General features: G+C 72.2%; 23 protein-coding genes. 16 read left to right on the forward strand and 7 right to left on the reverse strand.

Annotated features, from left to right (window positions below):
- Positions 1–40: 40 nt before the first annotated feature.
- Positions 41–1516 carry a beta-1,6-galactanase gene (locus OG852_RS30010; RefSeq protein ID WP_133915054.1) on the reverse strand — a complete coding sequence of 492 codons (1476 nt, stop codon included), beginning with the start codon at positions 1514–1516 and terminating at the stop codon, positions 41–43.
- 233 nt (positions 1517–1749) lie between these two features.
- Between OG852_RS30010 and OG852_RS30015 the strand changes: the two genes are divergently transcribed.
- Both OG852_RS30015 and OG852_RS30020 read left to right on the forward strand, forming a co-directional pair.
- Positions 1750–2547, forward strand: coding sequence for a class E sortase (locus tag OG852_RS30015; RefSeq protein WP_133915055.1), 798 nt, complete (start codon positions 1750–1752; stop codon positions 2545–2547).
- Between the two features lie 49 nt (positions 2548–2596).
- The gene (locus OG852_RS30020; RefSeq protein WP_208117252.1) at positions 2597–3361 is read left to right on the forward strand and encodes an SDR family oxidoreductase; all 765 of its coding nucleotides are present in this window, start codon (positions 2597–2599) and stop codon (positions 3359–3361) included.
- Between the two features lie 70 nt (positions 3362–3431).
- Here the strand turns inward: OG852_RS30020 and OG852_RS30025 are convergent, their stop codons facing one another.
- On the reverse strand, positions 3432–4586 hold the full coding sequence (locus OG852_RS30025) for an AfsA-related hotdog domain-containing protein (RefSeq protein WP_330349516.1): 1155 nt from the start codon (positions 4584–4586) through the stop codon (positions 3432–3434).
- A gap of 152 nt (positions 4587–4738) precedes the next feature.
- Between OG852_RS30025 and OG852_RS30030 the strand changes: the two genes are divergently transcribed.
- Both OG852_RS30030 and OG852_RS30035 read left to right on the forward strand, forming a co-directional pair.
- Positions 4739–5389, forward strand: a complete 651-nt coding sequence (locus tag OG852_RS30030) for a ScbR family autoregulator-binding transcription factor (protein ID WP_330349517.1) — start codon at positions 4739–4741, stop codon at positions 5387–5389.
- 399 nt (positions 5390–5788) lie between these two features.
- Positions 5789–6478 (forward strand): response regulator transcription factor, encoded by a 690-nt coding sequence (locus OG852_RS30035; RefSeq protein WP_133915057.1) that lies wholly within the window; start codon positions 5789–5791, stop codon positions 6476–6478.
- 95 nt (positions 6479–6573) lie between these two features.
- Here OG852_RS30035 and OG852_RS30040 read toward each other — a convergent pair whose 3' ends face one another.
- Positions 6574–7890, reverse strand: coding sequence for an acyl-CoA dehydrogenase family protein (locus tag OG852_RS30040; RefSeq protein WP_133915058.1), 1317 nt, complete (start codon positions 7888–7890; stop codon positions 6574–6576).
- Entirely contained in the window at positions 7887–9029 is a 1143-nt protein-coding gene (locus tag OG852_RS30045; protein WP_330349518.1) for an acyl-CoA dehydrogenase family protein, read from the reverse strand. Before OG852_RS30045 ends, OG852_RS30040 begins: the two co-directional genes overlap by 4 nt.
- Before the next feature lie 257 nt (positions 9030–9286).
- Between OG852_RS30045 and OG852_RS30050 the strand changes: the two genes are divergently transcribed.
- From OG852_RS30050 to OG852_RS30095, 10 genes are all read left to right on the forward strand, one after another.
- Positions 9287–10438 (forward strand): isopropylmalate synthase, encoded by a 1152-nt coding sequence (locus tag OG852_RS30050; protein WP_133915060.1) that lies wholly within the window; start codon positions 9287–9289, stop codon positions 10436–10438.
- Positions 10439–10549: 111 nt separating this feature from the next.
- The gene (locus OG852_RS30055) at positions 10550–10735 is read left to right on the forward strand and encodes a lysine biosynthesis protein LysW (RefSeq protein ID WP_133915061.1); all 186 of its coding nucleotides are present in this window, start codon (positions 10550–10552) and stop codon (positions 10733–10735) included.
- A 1-nt stretch (position 10736) separates the two neighbouring features.
- Positions 10737–11585, forward strand: a complete 849-nt coding sequence (locus OG852_RS30060) for an ATP-grasp domain-containing protein (protein WP_133915062.1) — start codon at positions 10737–10739, stop codon at positions 11583–11585.
- Complete coding sequence (argC, locus tag OG852_RS30065) at positions 11582–12640, forward strand: N-acetyl-gamma-glutamyl-phosphate reductase (RefSeq protein WP_133915063.1); 1059 nt, start codon at positions 11582–11584, stop codon at positions 12638–12640. The genes OG852_RS30060 and argC overlap by 4 nt, the downstream gene beginning before the upstream one ends.
- Positions 12637–13440: an amino acid kinase family protein gene (locus OG852_RS30070; RefSeq protein WP_330349519.1), complete on the forward strand. Its 804-nt coding sequence runs from the start codon at positions 12637–12639 to the stop codon at positions 13438–13440. The genes argC and OG852_RS30070 overlap by 4 nt, the downstream gene beginning before the upstream one ends.
- A gap of 11 nt (positions 13441–13451) precedes the next feature.
- Positions 13452–14015, forward strand: a complete 564-nt coding sequence (locus tag OG852_RS30075; protein ID WP_133915065.1) for a type 1 glutamine amidotransferase — start codon at positions 13452–13454, stop codon at positions 14013–14015.
- A gap of 91 nt (positions 14016–14106) precedes the next feature.
- On the forward strand, positions 14107–15222 hold the full coding sequence (locus OG852_RS30080; protein WP_330349520.1) for a Glu/Leu/Phe/Val dehydrogenase dimerization domain-containing protein: 1116 nt from the start codon (positions 14107–14109) through the stop codon (positions 15220–15222).
- Positions 15223–15319: 97 nt separating this feature from the next.
- On the forward strand, positions 15320–16975 hold the full coding sequence (locus OG852_RS30085; RefSeq protein ID WP_133915067.1) for an AMP-binding protein: 1656 nt from the start codon (positions 15320–15322) through the stop codon (positions 16973–16975).
- Positions 16976–17028: 53 nt separating this feature from the next.
- On the forward strand, positions 17029–18300 hold the full coding sequence (locus tag OG852_RS30090) for a pyridoxal phosphate-dependent aminotransferase (RefSeq protein WP_330349521.1): 1272 nt from the start codon (positions 17029–17031) through the stop codon (positions 18298–18300).
- A 17-nt stretch (positions 18301–18317) separates the two neighbouring features.
- A complete protein-coding gene (locus OG852_RS30095) occupies positions 18318–19244 on the forward strand; it encodes a fumarylacetoacetate (FAA) hydrolase (protein ID WP_330349522.1) in 927 nt (308 codons plus the stop codon).
- On the opposite strand, the gene OG852_RS30100 is transcribed toward OG852_RS30095, so the two are convergent.
- The gene (locus OG852_RS30100) at positions 19226–19621 is read right to left on the reverse strand and encodes a MerR family transcriptional regulator (RefSeq protein WP_133915069.1); all 396 of its coding nucleotides are present in this window, start codon (positions 19619–19621) and stop codon (positions 19226–19228) included. The genes OG852_RS30095 and OG852_RS30100 overlap by 19 nt on opposite strands.
- Positions 19622–19684: 63 nt before the next feature.
- Here OG852_RS30100 and OG852_RS30105 point away from each other — a divergent pair, with 63 nt between their 5' ends.
- Complete coding sequence (locus OG852_RS30105) at positions 19685–20893, forward strand: MFS transporter (protein WP_133915070.1); 1209 nt, start codon at positions 19685–19687, stop codon at positions 20891–20893.
- Positions 20894–21024: 131 nt separating this feature from the next.
- Here the strand turns inward: OG852_RS30105 and OG852_RS30110 are convergent, their stop codons facing one another.
- Together OG852_RS30110 and OG852_RS30115 are read right to left on the reverse strand one after the other, a co-directional pair.
- A complete protein-coding gene (locus OG852_RS30110) occupies positions 21025–21408 on the reverse strand; it encodes a GntR family transcriptional regulator (protein WP_133915071.1) in 384 nt (127 codons plus the stop codon).
- Positions 21401–22159, reverse strand: a complete 759-nt coding sequence (locus tag OG852_RS30115) for a hypothetical protein (protein WP_330349523.1) — start codon at positions 22157–22159, stop codon at positions 21401–21403. Before OG852_RS30115 ends, OG852_RS30110 begins: the two co-directional genes overlap by 8 nt.
- Before the next feature lie 188 nt (positions 22160–22347).
- Here OG852_RS30115 and OG852_RS30120 point away from each other — a divergent pair, with 188 nt between their 5' ends.
- Positions 22348–22659, forward strand: a complete 312-nt coding sequence (locus OG852_RS30120; protein ID WP_133915073.1) for a DUF6412 domain-containing protein — start codon at positions 22348–22350, stop codon at positions 22657–22659.
- Positions 22660–22723: the final 64 nt, after the last annotated feature.

The following is a 22723-nucleotide window of genomic DNA, read 5'->3' on the forward strand; positions in this document are numbered from 1 at the left end:
CCGTGTCGGGGCACAGGCCCCCGGAGGGCGCTCGGCGTCGCTAGATCGTCACGTTGTCCACCTGGAGGGTCTGCACCGACTTCGCCGGGAAGGACAGGGCCACCGTCTTGCCGCTGAGGAAAGTGTCCGAGCGGGCCGTGTAGAGGTCGCCGCCGCCGGTCGTCAGGGTGCTCCAGCGGGGGACCAGGCCGCCGGAGCCGCCCGTGACCGTGGTGAAGTTCGAGAGGTTGAAGGTGAGGGTCTGGGCGGAGGACGAGGTGTTCAGGGCGACGATCACCAGGCGCTTCGCCGTCGCGTCGTAGCCCGCCACCGCGTTGCTGACGCCCGTGTCGAGGATCTTCATGCCGGGGCGGATGTGGCGGCTGAACTGGGCCATCACGTAGTACTTCGTCTCGACGGCGCCGGCCGTCAGCGTGTTCGCGTCGTACTTGATCACGCCCCAGCCCGCCGTCGGGTCCATGACCTGCCAGTAGACCCAGGCGGTCGGGTGCAGCCAGCGGAAGTCGTAGAGGAGGTTGAAGGCCATGGTGTAGCCGGTGCCGTCGCTGTCGCCGGTCTCGGAGTTCCACAGGGCCTTGCCGGCCGTGGTGACGACGTCCGTGTAGAGGAGGTCACGGCGGCCGCCCGAGCCCTGGTAGCCGTGGACGTTGACCCGGTTGACGTAGCCCTTCGTGGTGGAGGAGAAGGAGTTCCAGGTGGTGCGGGCCAGGTCGTAGCTCGTCTCGTCGCTCGCGGAGATCTTCGTCGACGTCAGGCCGCGCTTGTCCAACTCGCTGCGCATGTACGGCAGGACGGCCGACTGGACCGTCGCGTCCATGTGGCAGCCCTCCTGTGTGCCGGTCGCCGTCCACCAGGACGAGGAGGGCTCGTTGAAGGGGTCGACCGTCGCGAAGTTCACGCCCCAGTTGTTCTTGGCGTAGAGGGCCACGGCGGCCAGGTGGGAGGCGTGCTGGCGGTAGTTCCAGGACTGGAGGTTGTTGCCGCCGCCGGAGGCGCCGGAGGGGTTGTGGTTCAGGCACATCCACCACATGGGGGAGTTGGCGAAGAGTTCCGTCGTCGCGCCCCGGGCGACGGCCTTCTGGAGCATCGCGCGCTGGGTCGCGTCCGCCGTCCAGTCCCAGGCCGAGGACGTGGGGTCCTCGTTGTTCCAGTCCTGCCAGTAGCCCTCGATCTGCTTGAAGGCGGGGATGTTGGCGGAGGCCACCATCGACTGGCCGCTCACCGAGTTCCAGCTGCACGCGCCCAGGTTGTAGCGGGCGATGTTCAGGCCGAGGCCGGGCAGGCTCGTGCCGTTGTAGGTCACCGACTTGGTGGTGAAGAAGGCGTCCGCGAAGTCGTCCCGGGCGCCGAAGACGTTCGCCCACCAGGCGAGCGAGGTGCCCCAGCCCTCCCAGGTGCCGTACGACGTGGAGGGGTTGACGGAGATGGTCGCGTCGGCGTGGGCGGTGCCCGCCGCCAGTGCGCTTCCGAAGAGCGCGCCGCCGGTGGCGGCCAGCAGTGTCCTGCGTCGGATCATGGCTACTCCGCTCGAGTGGTTGGCCGGTCCCGTGTGGCCGAAACGAAGCATCAGGTGTGACCTGTGGGGTTGTCGAGAGTTCTGACAGCCCTTTTTCCAACCTGTGGAGGAAGGGGCGATCCGTCCGCTCCGGGCGGTTCGAGGGGAGAACGCGCAGGTCGTGTCGTGGTCGTGCGCGCGGTCGCGGCGGCATGGGTCTGGAGACCTCCGCCCCCAGCCCCTATGGTGCCCCGATGGCGCGCAGCGTGCGGATCCCCCTCGTGCAGCACAGCTCCCTGCGGCGGCGTGCCCGATACCGGCGGGTGCTCTGGACGGGGGCCGAACTCCTCGTCACCGCAGGGGTGTTGGTCCTTCTCCTCGTCGCCCACCAGATGTGGTGGACCAACCGGGAGGCGAGGGAGGGCGCCGAACGGAAGGTGGAGGCGCTGGAGCGGGAGTGGGGCGGTCCCGCGAGCGGTGACGGCGGCAGCGACACCGACGGAGACTCCGGTACGGGAGGTGCCGGCGGTGGGGGTGGCGGGGCCGGGCGGTCCACGAGCTCCTCCTCCTCGTCCTCCTCCGGTACGACTCCCCGCGCGTCCCAGGCCTACGCCGTGCTCCGCATCCCCCGCCTCGGGCTCCGCGTCCCCGTGGCCGAGGGCACCAGCAAGCAGAAGGTCCTCAACAAGGGGTACGTCGGCCACTACACCGGCACCCAACAGCCGGGCGGGGCAGGGAACTTCGCGCTCGCCGGGCACCGCAACACCCACGGCGAGCCCTTCCGGTACCTCAACCGCCTCGCGAAGGGCGACACGGTGGAGGTGGAGACCGGGGACGCGACCTACACGTACACCGTCGACAAGATCCTGCCGCGGACCTCACCTCGCGACTCGGGTGTCATCCAGCCCGTGCCCCGCTCGCTGTCCCGGCCCGCCTACGGCTACACGCTCCCCGGCCACTACCTCACCCTCACCACCTGCACACCGGAGTACACCTCGCGGTACCGGCTGGTGGTGTGGGGGACGCTGGTGTCGACGCGGCCCCGCGGCTGAGTGGGGAAACCCCCCACCGGAGGGTGCCCCCGTTTGGGAGACTGCGGTCATGATCACTGACCTTCTGGGGAACAAGGTTGTGCTTATCACGGGAGCGAGCAGCGGTATCGGGGCCGCCGCCGCGCGGGTGTTCAGCGACGAGGGCGCGAGCGTCGTCCTGGTCGCGCGCAGGGAGGACCGGCTGGCCGCGCTCGTGGGCGAACTCAGGGACAAGGGGGCGCAGGCGTCGTACGTGGTGGGAGACATGACGGTCGCCGCCGACGCGGGTCGCGCGGTGGAGTTCGCCGTCGCCGAGTACGGGCGTCTGGACGGCGCGTTCAACAACGCCGGGATCGGCGGGGACCGCACCCCGCTGCATCTCATGGGCGACGACGTCTACGACACCCTCATGGACGTCAATGTGCGGGGCACCTGGAACTGTCTGCGGTACGAGATCGCCGCGATGCTGCCGCACGGGGGCGGGGCGATCGTCAACAACAGCAGTGTGGCCGGCCTGGTGGCGATACCCGCCGCCGCGCCGTACATCGCGTCGAAGCACGCCGTCGTCGGCCTCACCCGGGCGGCCGCCGACGAGTACGCCGCGCAGGGGATCAGGGTGAACGCCATCGCCCCCGGGACCACGCGGAGCGAGATCACCGCCGACTGGTTCGCGCGCAATCCCGGTATGGAGGAGCTCGCCAACTCCGTGACCCCGCAGGGGCGGACCGCGGAGCCGGAGGAGATCGCGGCGGCCGCGGCCTGGCTGCTCAGCGACCGCTGCCCGTTCCTGACGGGCGCGGTGCTGCCGGTGGACGGAGGGTTCGTCAACCACTGAGGGGCCGCGGGCGGCGGCGGCGTCGGTGTCGGTGTCGGGATCCTGCGCCGCCGCCCGTGGCACCGCAGCCTCAGGGCCGCTGCCGCAGTCCCCTCAGCCGGGCCTGGAACGCGAGCTGCCCGCCCTGGTGTCCGGTGACGGCCACGGCGAACCAGTGGGGCACGAGGGTGGGAAGCGGGCGGGCCTGGATCCAGCAGGGCTCGTCGAACTCGACGTACCGTTCGTATCCGATGGCGATGTGGGTGACGTCGAGGGGTGTCGGGCTCGCGACGGCCTGGGCTGCCTGGTGGGCGGCTTCGAGCAGGACGAGGCCGGGGACGTGGTCGACGGGGTGGTCGAAGAGGAGGGTGTGGGAGACGTCGTTGCGCAACCGCCACCGGTGCTGGTGCTCGGCCGTGCCGGCCGCCGCGACGACGCCGGTGACCTTCGCGTTGGCGGCCGTGAGCACGCCGGTGTCCTCCGTGCCGACCGCCGTGAGCACGCCGGTGTCCTCCACGCCGACCGCCGCGACCACGGCGGTGTCCTTCGCGTCGGCGGCCGTGAGCGCGCCGGTGTCCTTCGCGCCGGCCGCCGTGGGAAGTACGCCGGTGTCCTCCGTTCCGGCGGACGCCGGCGCCGCGCCCGTCTCCTCCCTCCCCGCCGGTGACAGGAGTACGTCCCTGTCCTCCGCCCTGCCGACCAGCACGGGGGCGACGGGGGCGGGGAGCGGCCACCGGCCCCAGTCGACGGTGAGGTGGCTGCCGCGGACACGGCGGTAGGCGGCCGGGGACACCCAGCCGAACTCCGTGTCCGCGAGGCACACCGTGGCGCCGCCGCGCCGGATGCGGAACTCCATGGCGAGGCTCGCGGAACGCCCGCCGGTGCGGGTGACCGCGATGTCGACCTCGAACTCCGAGGCCGTACGGGCGCGGAGTCCCGGCTCGGCCGTGATGGTGAGACGGCTCAGCAGGGTCTGGTGCCCGGTCGGCACACCGTACGCGGCGTGCGCGACGAGGAGGCCGCTCTGCCGGATGGTCTGGGTCAGCAGCCGGGGGTCGTAGGCGCCGGGGCCCTGGTACTCGGGCCAGCGCACGGTGACGGTGAAGGTGTCCGGGCCCTGTCGGCGCCAGTCCCGGACGAGGATCGCCGGGGTGTGCCGGAGGTGCGTGTATTCGCCCAGTTTCGCCATGGGGCCCATGGGTTCGGTGGGGTGGGACGGGGTCTGTGCGGTGTCGATGGTGCTCAACAAGGTGCCCCCCTTGTTACGAGGCTTCCTCGGCGCGCGGAGTCCGGGCGGGGAAGCTGCACTGATAAAGTAACGACTATTCGGTTACTCATAGGTGGTCATGCGGTGAGTGCTGAGGAACAGATCTGAGGACTGCCGGGAGGTGCAGGGTGGTGAGGCAGGATCGTGCGATTCGCACTCGCAAGCTCATCCTGGAAAGCATGGCGATCTTGTTCAACGACGTCGGGTACGACGCCGCGACGATCGCCGCACTGGTCGAGCGGACGGGACTGACCCGGGGTGCCCTGTACTTCCACTTCGCCTCCAAGGAGGACATGGCGCGTGCCGTGCTGGACGAGGCGGTGACCCGGGAAGGGCTCAGCCCGCAGGCGTTCAAGCTGCAGGAATGGGTGGATCTGGGACTGCTCCTCGCGTACCGGCTGCCCAGGGAGCCGATCCTGCGCGCCGCCATACGGCTCGCGGTCGACCCCAAGGCGCGCAGGCTGTTCGGCACCCGCTGGCCGGACTGGGTCGTGCTCGGGAACGAACTGCTCACCCAGGCCAAGGAGGGCGGCGAACTGCTCCCTCACGCCGACCCCGCCGCGGTCTCGCGGGCGTTCGTCGGCGCGTGGACCGGGGTGCAGCTCGTGACGGAGGTCCTGGAGGAGAAGCTGGACCTGTCCGAGGAGATCGCCGGCCTCTACCAGCTCCTGCTGCCGAGCATCGTCACGCCGGTGGTGCTGGCGAAGCTGGACCTGTCGCCCTACCGGGCCGAGCGGCTGCTGCGGGTCGGCGGCGGACAGGAGGCTTCCGACCGCGGGTGACACAGGGTCGGAAAGGAGTGGCGGCCCCGGGCTCCGGCCCGGGGCCGTGGTGTGTTCAAGCCTCGCTGGATTTGCATGCGCGTACCCCCCGTACTCAGGCGTGCCGATGCGGTGCACGCCGTACTTCACCCGGCCGCGGGGTGAGCGCAACGTGATCGACTCGGTTGCGCGGACCCCCCGTCGGGTGCTGTCGAGTGAGTGTACGCGCTCGACGTCCTGTTTTCGAGTGACCGATATGTCTCAGATATCGGATCTATTGCTTCTCCGGGTCCGGTGTGACGCGATCGTCTGACCGTTTTGCCTGGTTCTGTCAGGTATTGGGATTGGTATCTCGCTGTACAAATAACAGGACGTGTGTTCTTTTATTGAAGGGAACTCTGGCGTGCGGAAGGGGGAGCGATGGCAGTGCACGCTGCGCAACCGGACACGACTCGCGTTCTGGTGGTCGGCGAGGACGCCGGCACGACCGAGGAGAGGGTGCGCGAGCTGCGCCGACAGGGGTACTACGCGAGGAGCGTCGACACCGGAGCCGAGGCGCTGAGCGCCCATCAGCAGTCGGATCTGGTCCTACTCGACCTCGATCTTCCCGACATCGACGGAATCGAGGTCTGTCGGTCGATCAGGGAGGCGGGTGACAAGCCCATCATCTCCGTCACCGCCCGCAACACCGAACTGGACCGGGTCCTGGCCCTTCAGGCCGGGGCGGACGACTGTGTCGTCACCTCGTGCGGCGCGCGCGAGATGCTGGCCCGTATCGAGGCCGTGCTGCGCCGGGCCCGCCCCCGGCCCGAGCCGCCCCGGGCCCTGTGTCTCGGACCCTTGCGCATCGACAGCGGAACCCGGGAGGTCCGGCTGCACGAACGGCCGGTGAATGTCACCGCCAAGGAATTCGAATTGCTGCACGCCCTGGCCGCGACCCCGGAAAGCGTCATTTCCCGCAGGGAACTCATGGCCCGGGTCTGGGAGACCACCTGGGCGGATTCGAGCCGCACCATCGACACCCATGTGCGCAGTCTGCGGGCGAAACTCGGCGCGCATTCATGGATCATCACGGTTCGCGGTGTCGGATACCGCATGGGGCAGGGCTGACGAGAGCGGGAGAATGCCGCCGACTGCCACTGCGGGCCCGAATCCACAAGGAATTCGGGCCCGTGGTGGCGCGGTCGATCCGCCCCTCGGCCGAACTACGGCGCCGCCACCGCGTGGGCGAGTCCGTCGAGCCCCGCCGGGTCCTGGCCGAGACCGGCGGGGGCCACCCAGTCGAAGGCGCTGTACACGGCGGGGCCCAGACCGATGCCCTCGGCGACCTGCTCCCGCAGCCGGTTGGAGGTGAAGCCGCCGATGACGTTCATCTGGGCGTCGCGGTACAGCCGTTCCACCTCGTGACCCTGGGTCACCCCGGTCGCCCCGTGGATCTGCACGGCTCGTGCGGCGACCTCCACGCCCATCTCGGTGGCGTAGATCTTGAGCATGGCGATGAGATCCCGGGCCGAACGGCCCGCGACCCGCTCGCACATCGCCCGCCGGGCCAGCAGCCGGGCCGCGTCGATCTGGGCGCGCGAGTCGGCGAGCTGGGCCTGCACGCCCTCCATGTGCGCGAGCGGCCGGCCGAACGAGATCCGCTCACGGGCGTGCCGTACCGAGGCGGTCAGCGCCGACTCGGCCACGGCGATCGCGGCGAACGAGTTCTTCAGCCAGCCCCAGGCCATGCCCTCGGCGAGCTCCTCGAACGGCACGGGCACCACATCGGTCTCGGGCACGTGGACGTCGGTGAGGACGATGCCGCCCCAGGGCATGCCGCGCAGCCCCATGTGCGGGATCTCGTACCGTTCGACGCCCGGCCGGTGCAGATCGACGAAGGCGAGGCACCAGTCGGGCCCGTCGTCCCCGGCCGGCCGCTCGCGCCGGGCGAGCACCACGGCCAGGTCGGCGACCGGAGCGTTGGTGATCCTGGACTTCTCGCCGTTGATCACGAAACCCGCGCCGGGCGGCCCGGCGCGCCGCACCGTGGTGCGGAAGGTGCCGGCGTCGCTGCCCGCCGTCCGCTCCACCACGGCGAACGCGGCCAGCCGCTCCCCGGACAGCAGTGAGCGCAACAGGGGGCCGTGGGCGTGCGGGTCGCCGTAGGTGGAGATCAGCTTGCCGCACAGCAGCGCGGACACGGTCGCCGCCCAGTAGGTGCCGGGGCAGGCCCGCGCCAGGGCCTCCATGGCGGCGGCCTGGGTGAGACCGTCCGCGCCGGTGCCGCCCGCCTCCGGTGGATGGAACAGCCGCAGATAGCCGCTGTCGACGAGATCCTTCCAGTTCTGGGCCGGTATGCGGCCCGTCGCGTCCGTCTCGCCGGCCCGGGCGGCGATCCCCGGAAAGGCGAACGCGGCCGGGGTGCCGCTCACCCGGCCGCCCACCCCACTGTTCCTGTCGCCGTTCATGTCGTACGCGCTCCTGTCGTGGGGCGGGTCGTCGTGGTCGCCCGGCGTCACCCGGGTCGTCGGGCGGGTCATCCGAGGTCCAGCAGGGCTGCCGCGATCACCGGGCGCAGTACCTCCGTGCCGCCGCCGGTGCCGGCGAAGAACAGCGCGTCGCGGTGCGCCCGTCCGACGAGGTGGTCGCCGGTCAGGGCGAGCGGGCCGGACAGACGGGCCGCCGCCTCGGTGACGGTGCGGACGGCCGCCGTCACGAACAACCGGGCGGCGGCCGCGTCCTGGTGCGAGGGCCGGGCGCCGGAGTCGAACTGCTCGGCCGCCCGCCGGATCATGCCCTCGGCGAGCTCGCACCGGGCGACGAGGTCGGCCAGGGTGAACCGGACGGACTGGTCGTGGTGGAGCGGCCGGCCGAAGAGCCGGCGTTCCCGGGCGCCCCGCACGGCGTCGCGGGTCAGCGCGCGCAGGAGACCGAGCCAGGGCGCGCTGGAGAACACCCAGTCCAGCACCGCGAGCAGCGGCTCCACCTCGGTCGCCGCGCCGCCGACGGTGCCCAGCACCGCGCCGTCCGGGACGGTGCAGTCGGCGAGGACCAGCCGGCCCCAGGGGCAGGTGGGCATCGCGGCGGGCCCCGCCTCGTCGACGGCCAGGCGCGGGGTGGCGCGGTCCACGACGAACGCCGTCCGGCTGCCGTCCTCGTGCGCGGCGACGACCAGGAAGTGGTGGGCCACCGGAGCGCCCGCGACCAGGTCGAGTTCACCGGAGAGCAGCCAGCCGTCCGGGGCCGGCCGCACGGTGACGGCGGGAGCGACCGACGTGCCCTGCGTCTGCTGGAGGGACAGGGCGCCCACCCATTCCCCGGAGGCCATCCGGGGCAGATAGCGCTCCCGTTGCCGGGGGGTGCCGAAGGCGCGCAGCGGTACGGTCGCGAGCACCGCGTGCGCCCCCACCGCGAGGGCGAGCCCCGGGTCCCCGGCCCCCTCGCCGAGCCCCGCGAGCAGGGCGACGGTGTCGGTGGCGGACAGGCCGGCGCCGCCCAGGTCACGCGGTACCAGCGGCCCCGCGAGGCCCGGGCCGGAGCCGGACGCGGCCAGTTCGGCGAAGAGCCGTGGGTCCCAGCGGCGGTCCCGGTCGCGCTCGGCGGCGCTCGGCCGGGCGAGACGGCCGGCGATTTCCCGGGCCCAGTCACCCGGGGCTGCGGGGGAATGCGGAATTTCCATCGAACGTTCCACTCCCATCTCTCCACTCCCATCTTCTGGAAACGGGCCCGGTCACCGTAGCCGGAATCAGGTGGGGTCATCGGGGGCGGCAGGGAGATTTTTCGGCGAGCCAGCGCAGAATTCACAGACCTGACCGGCGCTGACTTTCCCTCACAGTCCTTGACAATGCTCTGACATGAGCGGCGTTGTCTCCTCACACACCGCTGGCCACCATGGTTGTCGGCCCCACCGGATCCGGGAAAGAGGAGGGAAAGGCAATGGCATTGGAGGAGCACGGGGGAAGCCTTCCGGGGCTGCCCCGCCTGTCCGACGCGACCCTGCGGGACTCCGCGCACATGGCCGGCGTCGAGTTCGGCCCCGAGGACGCCGCGGTCATCGCGGACCTGTTGGTGAAGACCGGTATCGAGCTCGTCGAGGTCGGCATGGTGTCCGGGCCGGGCTCCAAGGACGCCGACCTCGTCCTCGCCACCCATGAGGCGGTCGGCCCCGCGCGCAGCATGACGCTCGTCGTGGTGCGGGACCGTCACCAGGTGGCGAAGGCCCTCGACGAGGCCGAGCGCCTCGGCGTGCGGCACATCATGTACTCCATCCCCACCTCGGAGCAGCACGCTCAGCTCAAGCTCGGTTCGCCCAGCGCCAAGTTCCTTCAGACGCTGGCGCGTTCGGCGATCACCCAGGCCAAGGAGCGCGGCTTCCACGTCACGTTCAGCGGCGAGGACGGCGCCCGCACGCCCAGGGAGCGCCTCGTCCCCTATGTCGCCGCCGGCTTCGAGGCGGGAGCCGACCGGTTCCGGCTCGCGGAGACCGTGGCCTGTCTCTCGCCCTGGCAGATGGAGCGGGTCATCGCCGACCTCACCGCGATCGACGGCTCCGAGATCGAGATCCACTCGCACAACATGCTGGGCATGGCCGTCGCCAACTCCCTCGCGGCCGTCCGCGCGGGCGCCCGGTGGATCTCGGCGACGGTCGGCGGCATCGGCGAGCGCGGCGGCAACGCGCCGCTGGCCGAACTGCTCACGTCCCTGCGCGTCGTCCACGGCGACACCCGCTTCGACCTGTCCCACCTCACCGAGCTGTCGCGGGTGGCCCTCAGGGGAGCCGGACTCGGCGAGGCCTTCCAGTCGGGACCGACCACACCGCACGCGTTCGCCTACGAACTGCCGGGCCAGCTCACCCACCCCGAGGCCTACGAGACGCTGCCCGCCGAACTCGTGGGGAACAGCCGTGAGCTGCGGGTCCGTACCCGTCTCAGCGCGGCCCTCGTCGGCTGGGCGCTGGCCGACTCGGGGGTCGCCGTCGACGTCGACGCCTTCACCTCCTGGCTCACCGAGCGGCAGGAGCGCGACGGAGGCGCGCTGCTCGACCGGGACGCGATCCGCAAGGCCGCCGTCGACTTCCAGGCCGCCTGACCCCGGGGCACCACCACCCCGCCCCCCACACCCGGGACCGAGCGCCCCCACCTGCCCCGCCCGGCCGGTCCCGTCCCCAGCCATCCGAACGACGACAACTGGAGCTGATCCATGTCCACCGCCACCCTCACCGGCGACTGCCCCGAGTGCGAGACCGACCTGACCGTGCCGCCGATGGTCCAGGGCGAGACCCTCTCCTGCCCCGAGTGCATGCTCACCCTGCGCGTCGAGGACATCCAGGAGGGCCGGCTGTCCCTGCAGATGGTCGAGGTACAGCTGCGCGACTGGGGCCAGTGACATGGGCCGCACCGTTGCCGTCGTCGCGGACCGGGTCGGCTGGGAGGAACGCGAACTCATCCGCCGCGCACCCGAGTTCGGTCTGCGGATCGACTGGGTCAACGACGAGTCCCTGTGCCTCGGGGACCCCGGGGCCGCCTCGATCGACGGCTACGACGCCCTGCTGGTCCGCAGCCGCAGCTACACCCGCGGCGGACTGCTCGCCACCCTCGCCGAGTCGAGCGGCGTACCCGTCCTCAACTCCGCGGCCGCCATCCACGCCTGTGAGAACAAGCTGGTGCTGCGTGCCGTGCTGCGCTCCGCGGGCGTACCGGTGCCGGACTTCCGGCTCGCCCTGTCCCGCAAGGACTTCACCCGGGCGCTCGAGGACCTCGGCCTGCCCGCGGTGCTCAAACCGGTCTACGGCGGCATGGGCAAGCGCGTCACCCTGATCCGGGACGCCGACCTGGCCCCGTCCGTCTACGACTACGTCGAGGACCTCGGCCACGCCTTCGAGCAGGCCTGCCTGGTGGAGCCGTATCTGGGCGGCGGCTCGGTGCGCTGTCTGGTCGTCGGCCGGGAGATCGTCGCCGCGGCCGAGTTCGAGAGCGCCGGAGCCGACTGGCGCAGCAACGCCGCGCTCGGCAACCAGAGCCGGGCCCTGGCCCACGACCCCGAGGTGCACAAGCTCGTCGACGGGGTCGTGGACCGGCTCGGCGAGGGCATCTACGGAGTCGATCTCTTCAAGACGCCCTCGGGCCACCTCGTCAACGAGGTCAACCATGCCCCCGCCTGGCGAGGGGTGGCGTCGACCACCGGGGCGGACATCCCGGCGGCCGTCGCCCGTCATCTGCAGGAGATACTCGCATGATCCGCGTGGGAATCGTCGGCGCCTCCGGGCTCACCGGCGGTGATCTGATCAGGCTGGTCACCCAGCATCCCGACCTCGAACTGACCTTCCTCGGCGGCAACTCCAGCGCCGGCCGCCGCCCGGCCCAGCTCCACCCCGGCCTGCGCCTCGACCTCGGCCTGACCGTCGAGCACGTCACGGCGGACGCCGTCGCCGAGCGGTGCGACGTGGTGTTCCTCGCCACGCCGGCCCCCGCCTCCGCCGAACTCGCCGCGCTCCTCGCCGACCGCGTCCCCTGTGTGATCGACCTCAGCGGCGCCTTCCGTATCCGCACCCCCCGGCTCCACGAGCGCTGGTACCCCAAGGCGACCCGGTCGGACGCGCTCGCCGACCGCTTCGTCTACGGGGTGCCCGAACTCGTCGGGGACCAGCTCCCCGACGCACCGCTGATCTCCGTACCCGGCTGCTACGCCACGGCGATCACCTTGGGGCTCGCCCCGCTGACCCTCGGCCTCGGCCTGAACCTGAGGACCGTGCTCGTGGACGGCAAGAGCGGCTCCAGCGGCGGCGGACTCCAACTGCGCGTCCCGGACCTGCACCCGCTGCGCAACGGCGCCATCGCACCGTACGCGCCCACCGGGCACCGCCACGCCGCCGAGGTCAGCGACTTCCTGGAGCACAGCAAGCCCGGCACCGTCGGTTCGCTGACGATGTCGGCGTACGGGGTGTCGCATGTGCGCGGACTGCTCGCCAGCACCTACGCGTTCACCGACGACGCGGTGGACGCCCGGGAACTGCAACGCGCCTACCTGCGCTTCTACAAGGGGCACCGGTTCGTGCGGGTGCGGCGGCACACCGAGACGCTGATCCCGGTGCCGGATCCGCAGGCGGTCCTCGGCTCCAACTTCTGCGACGTCTCGGTCCTCCACGACGAGGAGGGCGGCCGGATCGTCGTCCTCGCCGCCCTCGACAACCTCGTCAAGGGCGCGGCGGGGCAGGCCGTCCAGGCCATGAACCTGCGGTTCGGGCTGCCCGAGGAGACGGGCCTGACGATGCAGCCGGTGATGCCGGCATGAGCGAGGGGAGCGCATCGCCCGCACCGACCGTGGTCAAGCTCGGCGGCAGCTGCCTCGACGAGCTCGCCGACGCCTGGTGGGACGACCTGGCCGAGCACGCCCGCGAGCGGCCGCTGGTCCTCGTGCACGGCTGGTCCAAGCCGCTGAAGCGGCTCAGCGCCCGCTACCGCGAGCCGTCGGCGATCCTGCGCGACCGCTACGGCAACCAGAGCCGCTGGACCACGCCCGAGGTCATCGACGATATCAGGAAGGTCAGCGCCGAGCTGGGCGAGGAGGTCCTCGGACGCCTCGAACGGCGCGGAGTCACCGCCGAGCGGCTCCTCGGCAGCGACGGACTCGTCAGCGCCGGCGAGGGCGAACGCTGGTGGTGGCGGGACAAGCGGCTCGTCGAGTTGGAGAACCTCGTCGGGCCGATCACCGGGGTCGACCCCGCCGCGCTGAAGGCCCTCCGGCCCGGACACGCCTGTCTGGTCACCCCGCTCGCCCGCAACGCGCTCGGCCAGGAGGTGAACACCGACGCCGACCGGGCCGCCGCCGCCCTCGCCGGGGCGACCGCCGCCACCGACCTGGTCCTCGTCACCGACGTGGCGCACCTGCTGATCGACGGGGAACCGGTGCGCCGGATCTCCGCCGGGGCGGCCGCCGAGTTCCGCGACAAGGGCGCGACCGGAGGCATGCGCAAGAAGCTGCGGGCCGCCGGTGAGGCCCTGGACCGGGGCGTGGAGCGCGTCGTGATCGGCAGCGCGCCGGTCACCGAGCTGCTCGCCGCCCGCACCGGCACCGTCATCACCCGAACGTGAGGAGCACGCACGTGGCGCAGTCCCGTGTACTCGTCGTCAACAACGGAACGCTGTCGCTGAAACAGCTCCGCAGGCGTTTCGAGGAGCTCGGCTCGGACACCGACGTGGTCGACGCGGCGTCCGTACCGGCCCGGCTCGACGGACGCCACCAGGCGATCGTCCTGAGCGGCACCAAGGTGCGGGCCTACGACCGCGACCATTACAAGCCGCTCGTCGACCTCGTCATGACCGCCGGCGTCCCGGTCTTCGGGATCTGCGGGGGCATGCAGATCCTCGCGGTCGCGGCGGGCGGCCGGCTCGCCGAGGGGCCCCAGCGCGTCGGCGGCTTCGAGGTCCAGGTCGACACGGAGGAGCCGCTGTTCACCCATGTGAAGCCGACGGTGACCGTCTTCCACCGGCACACCCTCTACCTCCAGGAGGCCCCGCCCGGCTTCCGCTCCATCGGCCGCTCCGAGCACGCGCCCGTGGAGTTCCTGCGCTCCGACGACGGCCGGATCCACGGCGCGCAGGCCCATCTGGAGTTCCGCAGCGACGGCCTGGAGATCCTGCGCGGCTTCGCCCAGCTCTACCAGTGAGCCGGCGCCACCAGTGAGCCGCGCCACCAGTGAAAACGGCTGCTTGACCAGTGAGACGGCTTTACCAGCGAGACAGTGAAGGGACTAGGCAATGAGTGATCTGGACAACCCGCTTCCCGCGTTCACGACCCACCTGAACGGCAGCGGCGGCGCACTCAAGGGCTGGGTCGTCGTCGACTCCCTGTACGACGGCCTGGCGATGGGCGGCGTGCGGATGACCCCCGGCGTCACCGAGGAGGAGGTCGCCGGACTCGCCCGGGACATGACGCACAAGTTCATCCTGGCGGGTCTGCCCATCGGCGGCGCCAAGGGCGGCATCGTCGCCGACGGCGGCGACCGCGAGGAGACGTTCCGCACGTTCGGCCGTACCGTCAAGCCGCTGCTGCACGGCGGTGTCCACCTCGGCATCGACATGGGCGTCACCCCCGCAGACCGGGCCGTCTTCTTCGCGGAGGCCGGCTACGACCCGCGCCACCGGCTGGGCGCGCCCGACATGCCGATCGACTGGCGCACCTACTACGAGCCGCTGATCGACTGCACCGGGCACGGCGTCGGGGTGGCCGCGGTCACCGCGCTGGAGGCGAGCGGCCGCGGCGGGCCCGCCCGGGTCGTGGTCCAGGGCTTCGGCGCGGTGGGCCGGGCGGTCGCCCGGTTCCTGGAGGACCGGGGCCATGTGATCGTGGGCGTGGCCGATGTGCGCGGCACCATCAGAGCGGACCGTCTGCCGGTGGCCGACCTGATCGACGTGACCGACGAGTTCGGGCTGATCGACCGCTCCCGGCTGCCCCAGCACGTCACCGTCTCCGAGGAGCTGGACGCCTGGCTCGACGTCGACGCCGACCTGCTGGTCCTCGCCGCGCAGAAGCACGCCCTGAACGACGCCAACGCCCACCGGCTGCGGGCCGGACTGGTGGTCGAGGGCGCGAACCTCGCCTCCAGCGCGGAGGCGCGGGAGAAGACGCGGGCCTCGGGCGCCACGCTGGTCCCGGGGGTGATCGCCAACATCGGCGGGGCCGGCTCGGCCGCCCTCGCCGTCACCCGGGTCGTCCCCTTCGACCTGGCGGCGGACGCCCGCAAGGCCTGGGTCTTCGACTGGATCGGCGACCGCGTCCGCCGCAACACCCGCGACCTGCTCGAGATCGCCGGCACCACCGCCGGCGACCCCCTGCCCGAACTCCTCGACACGCGCCGTGAGGAGCGGGGATGACCGCGCACCAGCACACCGTGACCCGGCCGGGGGCCGCCGCCGCGCGGCCGGGCGGCCCAGTGCCCCGTCCGCCGTCGGTGGGCCGGAAGGAGCGGGGATGACCTCCACGACCACCGCCATCCTGGCCGCGGCGTCGGCCGCGGATCGTATGGCCGAGTACCGGCGGCGCGGCTGGTGGCGGGACGAGACGTTCCTCGACGATCTGCGCCGGCAGGCGCGGGAGCGGCCGCGCAAACCCGCCATCGCCGGGCGCCGGCTCGACGAGGCCCGCACCGACACCCTCGACTACGCCGAACTGGCGCGGCTGACCGACCGGTTCGCCGGGGCGCTGCTCGAACTGGACGTGCGGCGCGGTGACGTGGTCGCCGTCCAGTTGCCCAACCGGTGGGAGATGGTGCCGCTGATGTTCGCCTGCATGGCCGTCGGCGCCGTCATCTGCCCGATCGCCCCGGTCTGCCGGGAGGAGGAGCTGCGTCACCGGCTGGCGCTCACCGAGGCCAAGGTGTGCGTCACGGTGCCGGAGTGGGAGGGCTACCCGCTCGCCGACACCGTCACCGCGCTCAAGGGCGAACTGCCGCTCGACCATGTCGTGGTGGTCGACGGGCACGCCCCCGAGGGGGCGCTCGACTTCCACGACCACTTTGTCGCCCCGCACTGGGAGAAGCGGCGCTCGGCCGATCTGGAGGGGCGCGCGCTCCGGCCCGACGAGCCCTTCGTGGTGCTGTTCACCTCCGGCACGACCGGCTTCTCCAAGGGCGTGGTGCACAGCCAGAACACGGTCCACTCGGGTGTGCGCGGCTATGTGGACACCTTCCTGCTCCGCGACGACCTGGTGGTCGTGGTCACCACTCCGCTGGTCCACTACTCCGGCTTCGGCCAGGGCGTGCTCGCCGGGGTGATGCTCGGCGGCACGATCGCCTTCCAGGACGGCCCGGACCACGCCGGCCTGCTGGACCTGGTCGAGCGGTACGGCGCCACCCTGCTCTACGGCCCGCCGCCGACGCTCTCGGGGGTCGCGAGGGCCCAGCGGATCGATCCGCACGACGTGTCCAGCCTGCACCACACGGTCACGGGCGCGGCGCCGGTGCTCCAGCCGCTCGTGGACGAGTTGCGGGAGACGTTCGGGGCCCGTACGTACTCGGTGTGGGGCATGTCGGAGTTCGGTCCCGTCACCATCAGCCGGCTCGACTACAACCAGGACTGGGCGGCGCACAGCCACGGACGGCCGATCGACTCCATGGAGATCCGGATCGACCTGTGTCACGACCCGAGCCGACGGGCCGCGGTGGGCCGGCTGAGGGTGCGCGGCGCGTCGAGGGCGCTCGGCTACTACAAGCAGCAGGACGCCTTCGACGCCGAACTCACCGACGACGGCTGGTTCGACACCGGTGACGTGGCGCGTGAGGACGGCCGGGGCGGCATCCGCATCCTGGGCCGTGCCAAGGACACCATCCTGCGGGACGGGATCGTCGTACCGATGGCCGAGCTGGAGGCGATCATCTCCCGGCATCCGAAGGTGGCCGAGGCCGCCCTGGTCGGGCCGCACGGCACGGTCGACGACCCGATCCTCGCGGTCGTCGTCCCGAGGGACGGCGTCACGCTCGGGCTGGAGGAGATCCGCGCCTACCTCAAGGCCGCCGACCAGGACCCCCGTTTCCTGCCGGAGCGCCTGGAGATCGTCAAGGCCCTGCCCAAGACCCTCACCGGCAAGGTCCGCAAGGTCGAACTGCGGGAGCGCTTCGCGGGGGCGTGAGCCGCGCCCCACCGTGCCCTGAGCCCTCCTGCCCGAACCCGTTGGAGTCCACCATGACCGCACCCGTGCCCGTGACCATGTCGGCGACCCTCGCCGCCGACGAGGCGCTGGCCCGCCGGCGCCGGGCCGGTGAGCGGGTTCTCCCGCTGGCCAGTGGGGAGATCGGCCTGCCGGTGCTGCCCGCGCTGCGGGAGCGGCTCGCCGCGGCGGGGGACCGCAACGCCTACGGGCCCGTCGCCGGCGGCCCGGAGCTGCGGGCCGCGGCCGCCGGTTACTGGGGGCGGCGGGGCCTCCCCGTCGATCCCGGCCTGGTGGTCTGCGGCCCGGGCAGCAAGCCGCTGCTGTTCGCCCTGCTGCTGGCCGTCGGCGGCGATGTGGTGGTCCCGGTGCCGAGCTGGGTGAGCTACGGGGCGCAGGCCCGGCTGGCCGGGGCGCGCCCGATCCCGGTGCCCACCCCGCCGGGGGAGGGCGGGGTGCCCGACCCGGCGGCGCTGCGCGAGGCGGTGGCGCGCGCCCGCGCCGCCGGGCGCGATCCGCGGTGCGTGGTGGTCACCCTGCCCGACAACCCCACGGGGACCATCGCCCGTCCCGCCACGGTCGAGGCTCTGGCGCGGGCGGCCCGGGACCTGGATCTCGTCGTCGTCTCCGACGAGATCTACTGCGACCTGGTGTTCCCCCCGGCGGACCGGGCGGTCTCCCCGGCCGTGTTCGCACCGGAGCGGACGGTGGTGACCACCGGCCTCACCAAGAACCTGGCGCTCGGCGGCTGGCGGCTCGGGGTCGCACGGCTGCCCGACAGCCCGCTCGGGCGCGAGACGCACGCCCGGCTGGTGGGCGTCGCCAGCCAGATCTGGTCGAGCACGGCGGCTCCCGTGCAGGCCGCCGCCGCCCACGCCTTCGAGGAGCCGCCGGAGGTGGTCGCGTACGTCGCCGCCTCCCGTCGGCTGCACGAGGCCGTGGTGCGCGCGGTGGCCGAGCGGTTCACCGCCGTCGGCGCCACCCTCGCGCCGGTCCGGGCGACCTGCTACCTCTACCCGGACTTCGAGCCGCTGCGGCACCACCTCGCCGACGTCCACCGGGTGCACGGCGGCGACGGCCTCGCCGCGCTGCTCGCCGACCGGTACGGGGTGGGTCTGCTGCCGGGCACCGCCTTCGGCGAGTCCGGGCGCTCGCTGCGGATCAGGGCCGCGACCAGCCGGCTCTACGGCGAGAGCGAGGCCGAGCGTCTCGAGGCCCTGTCCGCCGAGGACCCCACCCGACTGCCGTGGATCAGGGCGTCCCTGGACCGCGTCACCGAGGTCCTGACCGACCTCGTCACCCCCTAAGGAGAACCCTCACCGCCATGTCCACCCCCTCCGTCCCCCCCGTCCCCCTCCCTTCCGTCCTCTTCGAGTGCGAGTACAAGGGGCAGCGGTACGCCGGCGTCGGCATACCGGCTCCCGGTGAACCCCATGTCCTGCACCGGGTGACCGAGGACCTGGTCCGCGCCGCCGTCATCGCGGGCGGCGGCCCCGAAGCCGTCCTCGCCGCGGTCACCGGTGGCGCCGAGACCGTCGAGGTGACCCTCGGCGACCCCGAGCTGCGGTTCCTCCCGCCGCTGCTGCCCACGTCCACCGACCGGGCCCTCGTCAACGGCTTCATGGGCACCCACCGCACCAAGTTCGACCGCGACCCGTCCCCCGACGAGGAGTTCACCCCGCCGAACTACTACATGAAGGGCCTCGGCTCCTGGCTGCGCATGCCGGACGAGCCGATGGTCACCCCCGCCGACCCGGTCTGGCTCATCGAGGAACCGGAGGTCGCCCTCGTCCACGTCAACGACGACGACGGGGTGCCGCACTACGCCGGCTACACCTTCGGCAACGACCTCAACGACATCGGCGTGCACCTGAAGAACCCGTGGGCCTGGACGCCGTACGCGAAGCTCTGCGAGACGTCCCTCACGCCCTGGCTGTTCCTGGACGCGCCGCCCCGGACGGTGACCGGCCGGGTCGCGATCGAGCGGGACGGCGCCACGGCCTGGGAGGGCCCCTTCAGCTGCGGCGGGGACTCCCTGTTCCAGCGAATCGACGACATGACGGCGCACATCCTGTCGTACCCCCTGCTGCGCCGGCCCGGGCTGGTCAACTACCTGCTGCTCGGCGCCGACAAGGCGACCTACCACGACGGGTTCCGGATCGAGGACGGCGACCGCATGGTCATCGACGTCACGAGCCACGGCGTCCGGCTGGCCAACACCGTCCACCACGGTCAGGCGCTGACCTCGTAGCGGGCGGCGACCGGGCGCCGTTCGCGGCGGACGGCGTCCAGGTAGCCGGAGATGGCCTCACGGCTGCGCTGAAGACACTCGATGCGTTCGCTCATGCGCCGCTGCTCGCCCTCCAGGGTGGCGATCGTCTCGGGCGTGGCGTCGGAGACGTGGATCGCCCGGGGGTCGTTGATGCACGGCAGGATCTGCTTGATGATCCGCGTCGGCAGACCGGAGTCGAGGAGCCCCCTGATCTGCAGGACCCGGTTCACACAGCCCTCGGGGTAGTCCCGGTAGCCGTTGGGCGCGCGGTCCGCGACGAGCAGCCCCTGCTCCTCGTAGTAGCGCAGCAGCCGACGAGGGGTTCCGGTCCGCTCGGACAGCTCCCCGATCCGCATGTGACCCACCTCATTCGCACGAGCTTGACATTCACATCTATGTGAGGGTTTGAGGATACAACCATGTCAACATCCCAGACAGAGCTGCTGAGCACCTCCGCTCCGGCAGCAGACCAGCGGAAGCTGCCCCTCTCACCGCTTCTGGCGCTCGCCACAGCAGCCTTCATGGGGATTCTGACCGAGGCGCTCCCGGCGGGTGTGCTTCCCGAGATGGCCCGTGACCTGTCGGTCGGCGAGTCCGCGATGGGCCAGGCCCTGACGGTGTACGCCATCGCCACGGGTGTCGCGGCGATTCCCCTGTCGGTCACCACGGCGGCCTGGCAGCGCAAGAAGCTGCTGCTGCTCGCCGTGACGGTGTTCGCGGTGGCCAACCTGGTCACCGCCGTCTCGTCCAGCTACGCCCTGACGATGGTGTTCCGGCTCTTCGCCGGTGTCGCCGCGGCCGCCGTGTGGGCCGAACTCGTCGGCTACGCACGCCGGTTGGCGCCCCCGCAGCTGCAGGGCAGGGCCATCGCCATCACCATGGCGGGTGTGCCGCTCGCCCTGTCGCTGGGCATCCCGCTCGGCACCTTCCTCGGCGGACTGTTCGGCTGGCGTCTGACGTTCGGCATCGTGACGCTGATCTCCGTGGCCCTGCTGGGCTGGATCATGGTGTCGGTCCCGGACGCGCCGGGGCAGCGGCCGGGGGCCCGTGAGCCCATCCTGAAGGCGCTCTCCCTGCCGGGTGTCGTGGCGGTGCTGTTCGTGGTCGCGGCCTATGTGCTCGCCCACAACATCCTCTACACCTACATCGCGACCTTCCTCGACGCCTACGACATGGGCGGCTCCCGGGACGTCGTCCTGCTGGTCTTCGGCATCGCCTCCGTGGTGAGCATCTGGATCACCGGTGCCCTCGTCGACCGCAGGCTGCGCCAGCTCACCGTCGTGAGCAGCGCCCTGTTCCTGGTGGCCGCGGCCCTGCTCGCGGTCATGGCGGACAACATCGTCGTGGTCTACGGCGCGATGGTGCTGTGGGGCCTGGGCTGGGGCGGTGTCACCACGCTGCTGCAGACCGCGGTCACCGACGCCGGCGGCGACCGGGGCCAGGCGCTGCTGGTCACCACCTGGAACTCGTTCATGGCCGGTGGCGGGGCCGTCGGCGGCCTCCTCCTGGACGGCCTCGGCGCCAAGTCCTTCCCCTGGAGCGTCCTCGCGCTCATGGCCCCGGTGCTGGCGGTCGTGGTCGTCGCCCGCAAGCACGCCTTCCCCGCCCGGCGCCCGGGAGCCGAGTAGCGAACGGGAAGGACCAGGAACGCGTCGCGCGCCGGAGGCCCCGTCCATCCCCCGCCGGGGCCCTCCCACCGCGACGCCCACGAGGACCCCGTACCCGCCACGCCGGGTACGGGGTCCCCGACTGCGCCCGGCTACGCCCGCTCGCGCAGTGCCTCGCGCACGGCGGTCAGGATCGCCTCCGTGCCCGCGCCCAGTGCGCGGGCCGCCGCGGTGAAGTCGCGGGTCAGGGTGGTCAGTTGGGCCGGGTCGAAGTGGACCGGTCCGGCGGGGAGGGCCGCGACGCGGGTGCCGGCGCCGCGGCGGGTGCGGATCAGCCCGGCGGCCTCCAGTTCGCGGTAGGCGCGGGCCACCGTGCCGGGTGCGAGGCCGAGATCGGCGGCGAGCTGACGTACGGTCGGCAGACGTTCGCCCTCGGTCAGCCGGCCGGTGAGGATCAGCGCGCCGAGCTGGGCGCGGATCTGCTCGTACGGCGGTACCTGGCTGGTGGTGTCGACGCGGACGGCGGGTTCACTCATCGTCGACAGCCCGGGGGACCACGATGGTGAACACGGACCAGCCGAGCGTGAACAGGCCGAGCAGGCCGAGCGGGTAGATCACCAGGGCGGTGACGTTGCCGAGCATTCCGGCGCAGCGGGAGTAGAAGAGCACCCTGCCGATCATCCCCAGGACGAGCAGCAGCTGGCTGGAGACCAGCAGTCCCCAGGCGGCGGTGATCGCCCAACTGCGGTCGTGGCGCTGCCGGTTCTCCCCGGGGCGGTGTGCGATGCGGCGCAGCGACCAGGCACAGGCGGCGGTGCCGAGGGTGAGGGAGGCGAGGACCGGGGTGGCGTAGTAGAGGCCGGGCCAGGGCGCGAGGTGGCGGGTCAGGCCGATCGCGCAGGTCACGGCGAGGGCCCGGCCGGAACGGCCCCAGCGGTCGGCGTCGGCCGCGGCGACCCCGATCACCAGCAGGACGGCGAGGCAGGCCGTCTGGAAGACGAGCAGCGGGGCCATCCTGGGCGGTACATGGTCCCGGACCCGGCGCGGGGCGAGGGCGGCGGTGCGGACCCGGTCCTGCGGGGCGGGGGTGAGGGAGTCGCCGAGCAGGACCCCGCCCACCGCGCACAGTCCGAACGCGGTGACGGCGGACACGAACGGCATGGCCATGTCGTCGCTGTCCATGGTGGCCAGCCCCTGGGCGACCGCCGCTCCGAGCGCCAGCCCGGCCCAGCGGGCGCACAGGTCGGCACGGGCGAGGAGTCTGTCGGGCGTGACGGTGTCGATCAAGTCGTCCCCCGGTGGAATACTTGTATCAAGTGGTGAGTACAAAATGCCGGGCGGCGGCTTCTTGTGTCAAACCCTTGGTACAAGACGGGGGTTCCGGACGGGAGCGGATGTGGAACCCTGGTACCGGTCCCGGACGTCTGACACGTACGAGGGCACGGCAGCCCACCGCGAGACAGGGAGAGGGGAACATGATCCGCAAGCGCCTCGCCGCGCGTTCCGCGCCGCTGCTCCTCTTCCTCGTCCTCGACGTCCTCCTCCTCGACACCGGCAGCCTCTCCGCCGCCGTCGCGCTCGCCGCGACCGCCGCCGCCTCCTCCGCGCTCGCCGTCTGCGCCCTGGTCGCCTCGCGCAGCGCCCCCGCCGTACCGCCCACCCGGGTGCGCACGGCCATCAGGGACCGCGCCCGGCGTACGGCCTTCCTGCCGCAACGCGATCCGGACGCCTCCGGCCGGCCCCGCCCCCGGGCCCCCGGCCGCGCCCTCCCGGCGACCGCCGCGTAGGGCACGTCTCCTGGGGCACCCCCCTTCCTCACCGTGACCCCGCGCGGGTCGTCATGCCGCCTCT

This window comes from Streptomyces sp. NBC_00582 (genome assembly GCF_036345155.1).
Classification (GTDB): Bacteria; Actinomycetota; Actinomycetes; order Streptomycetales; family Streptomycetaceae; genus Streptomyces.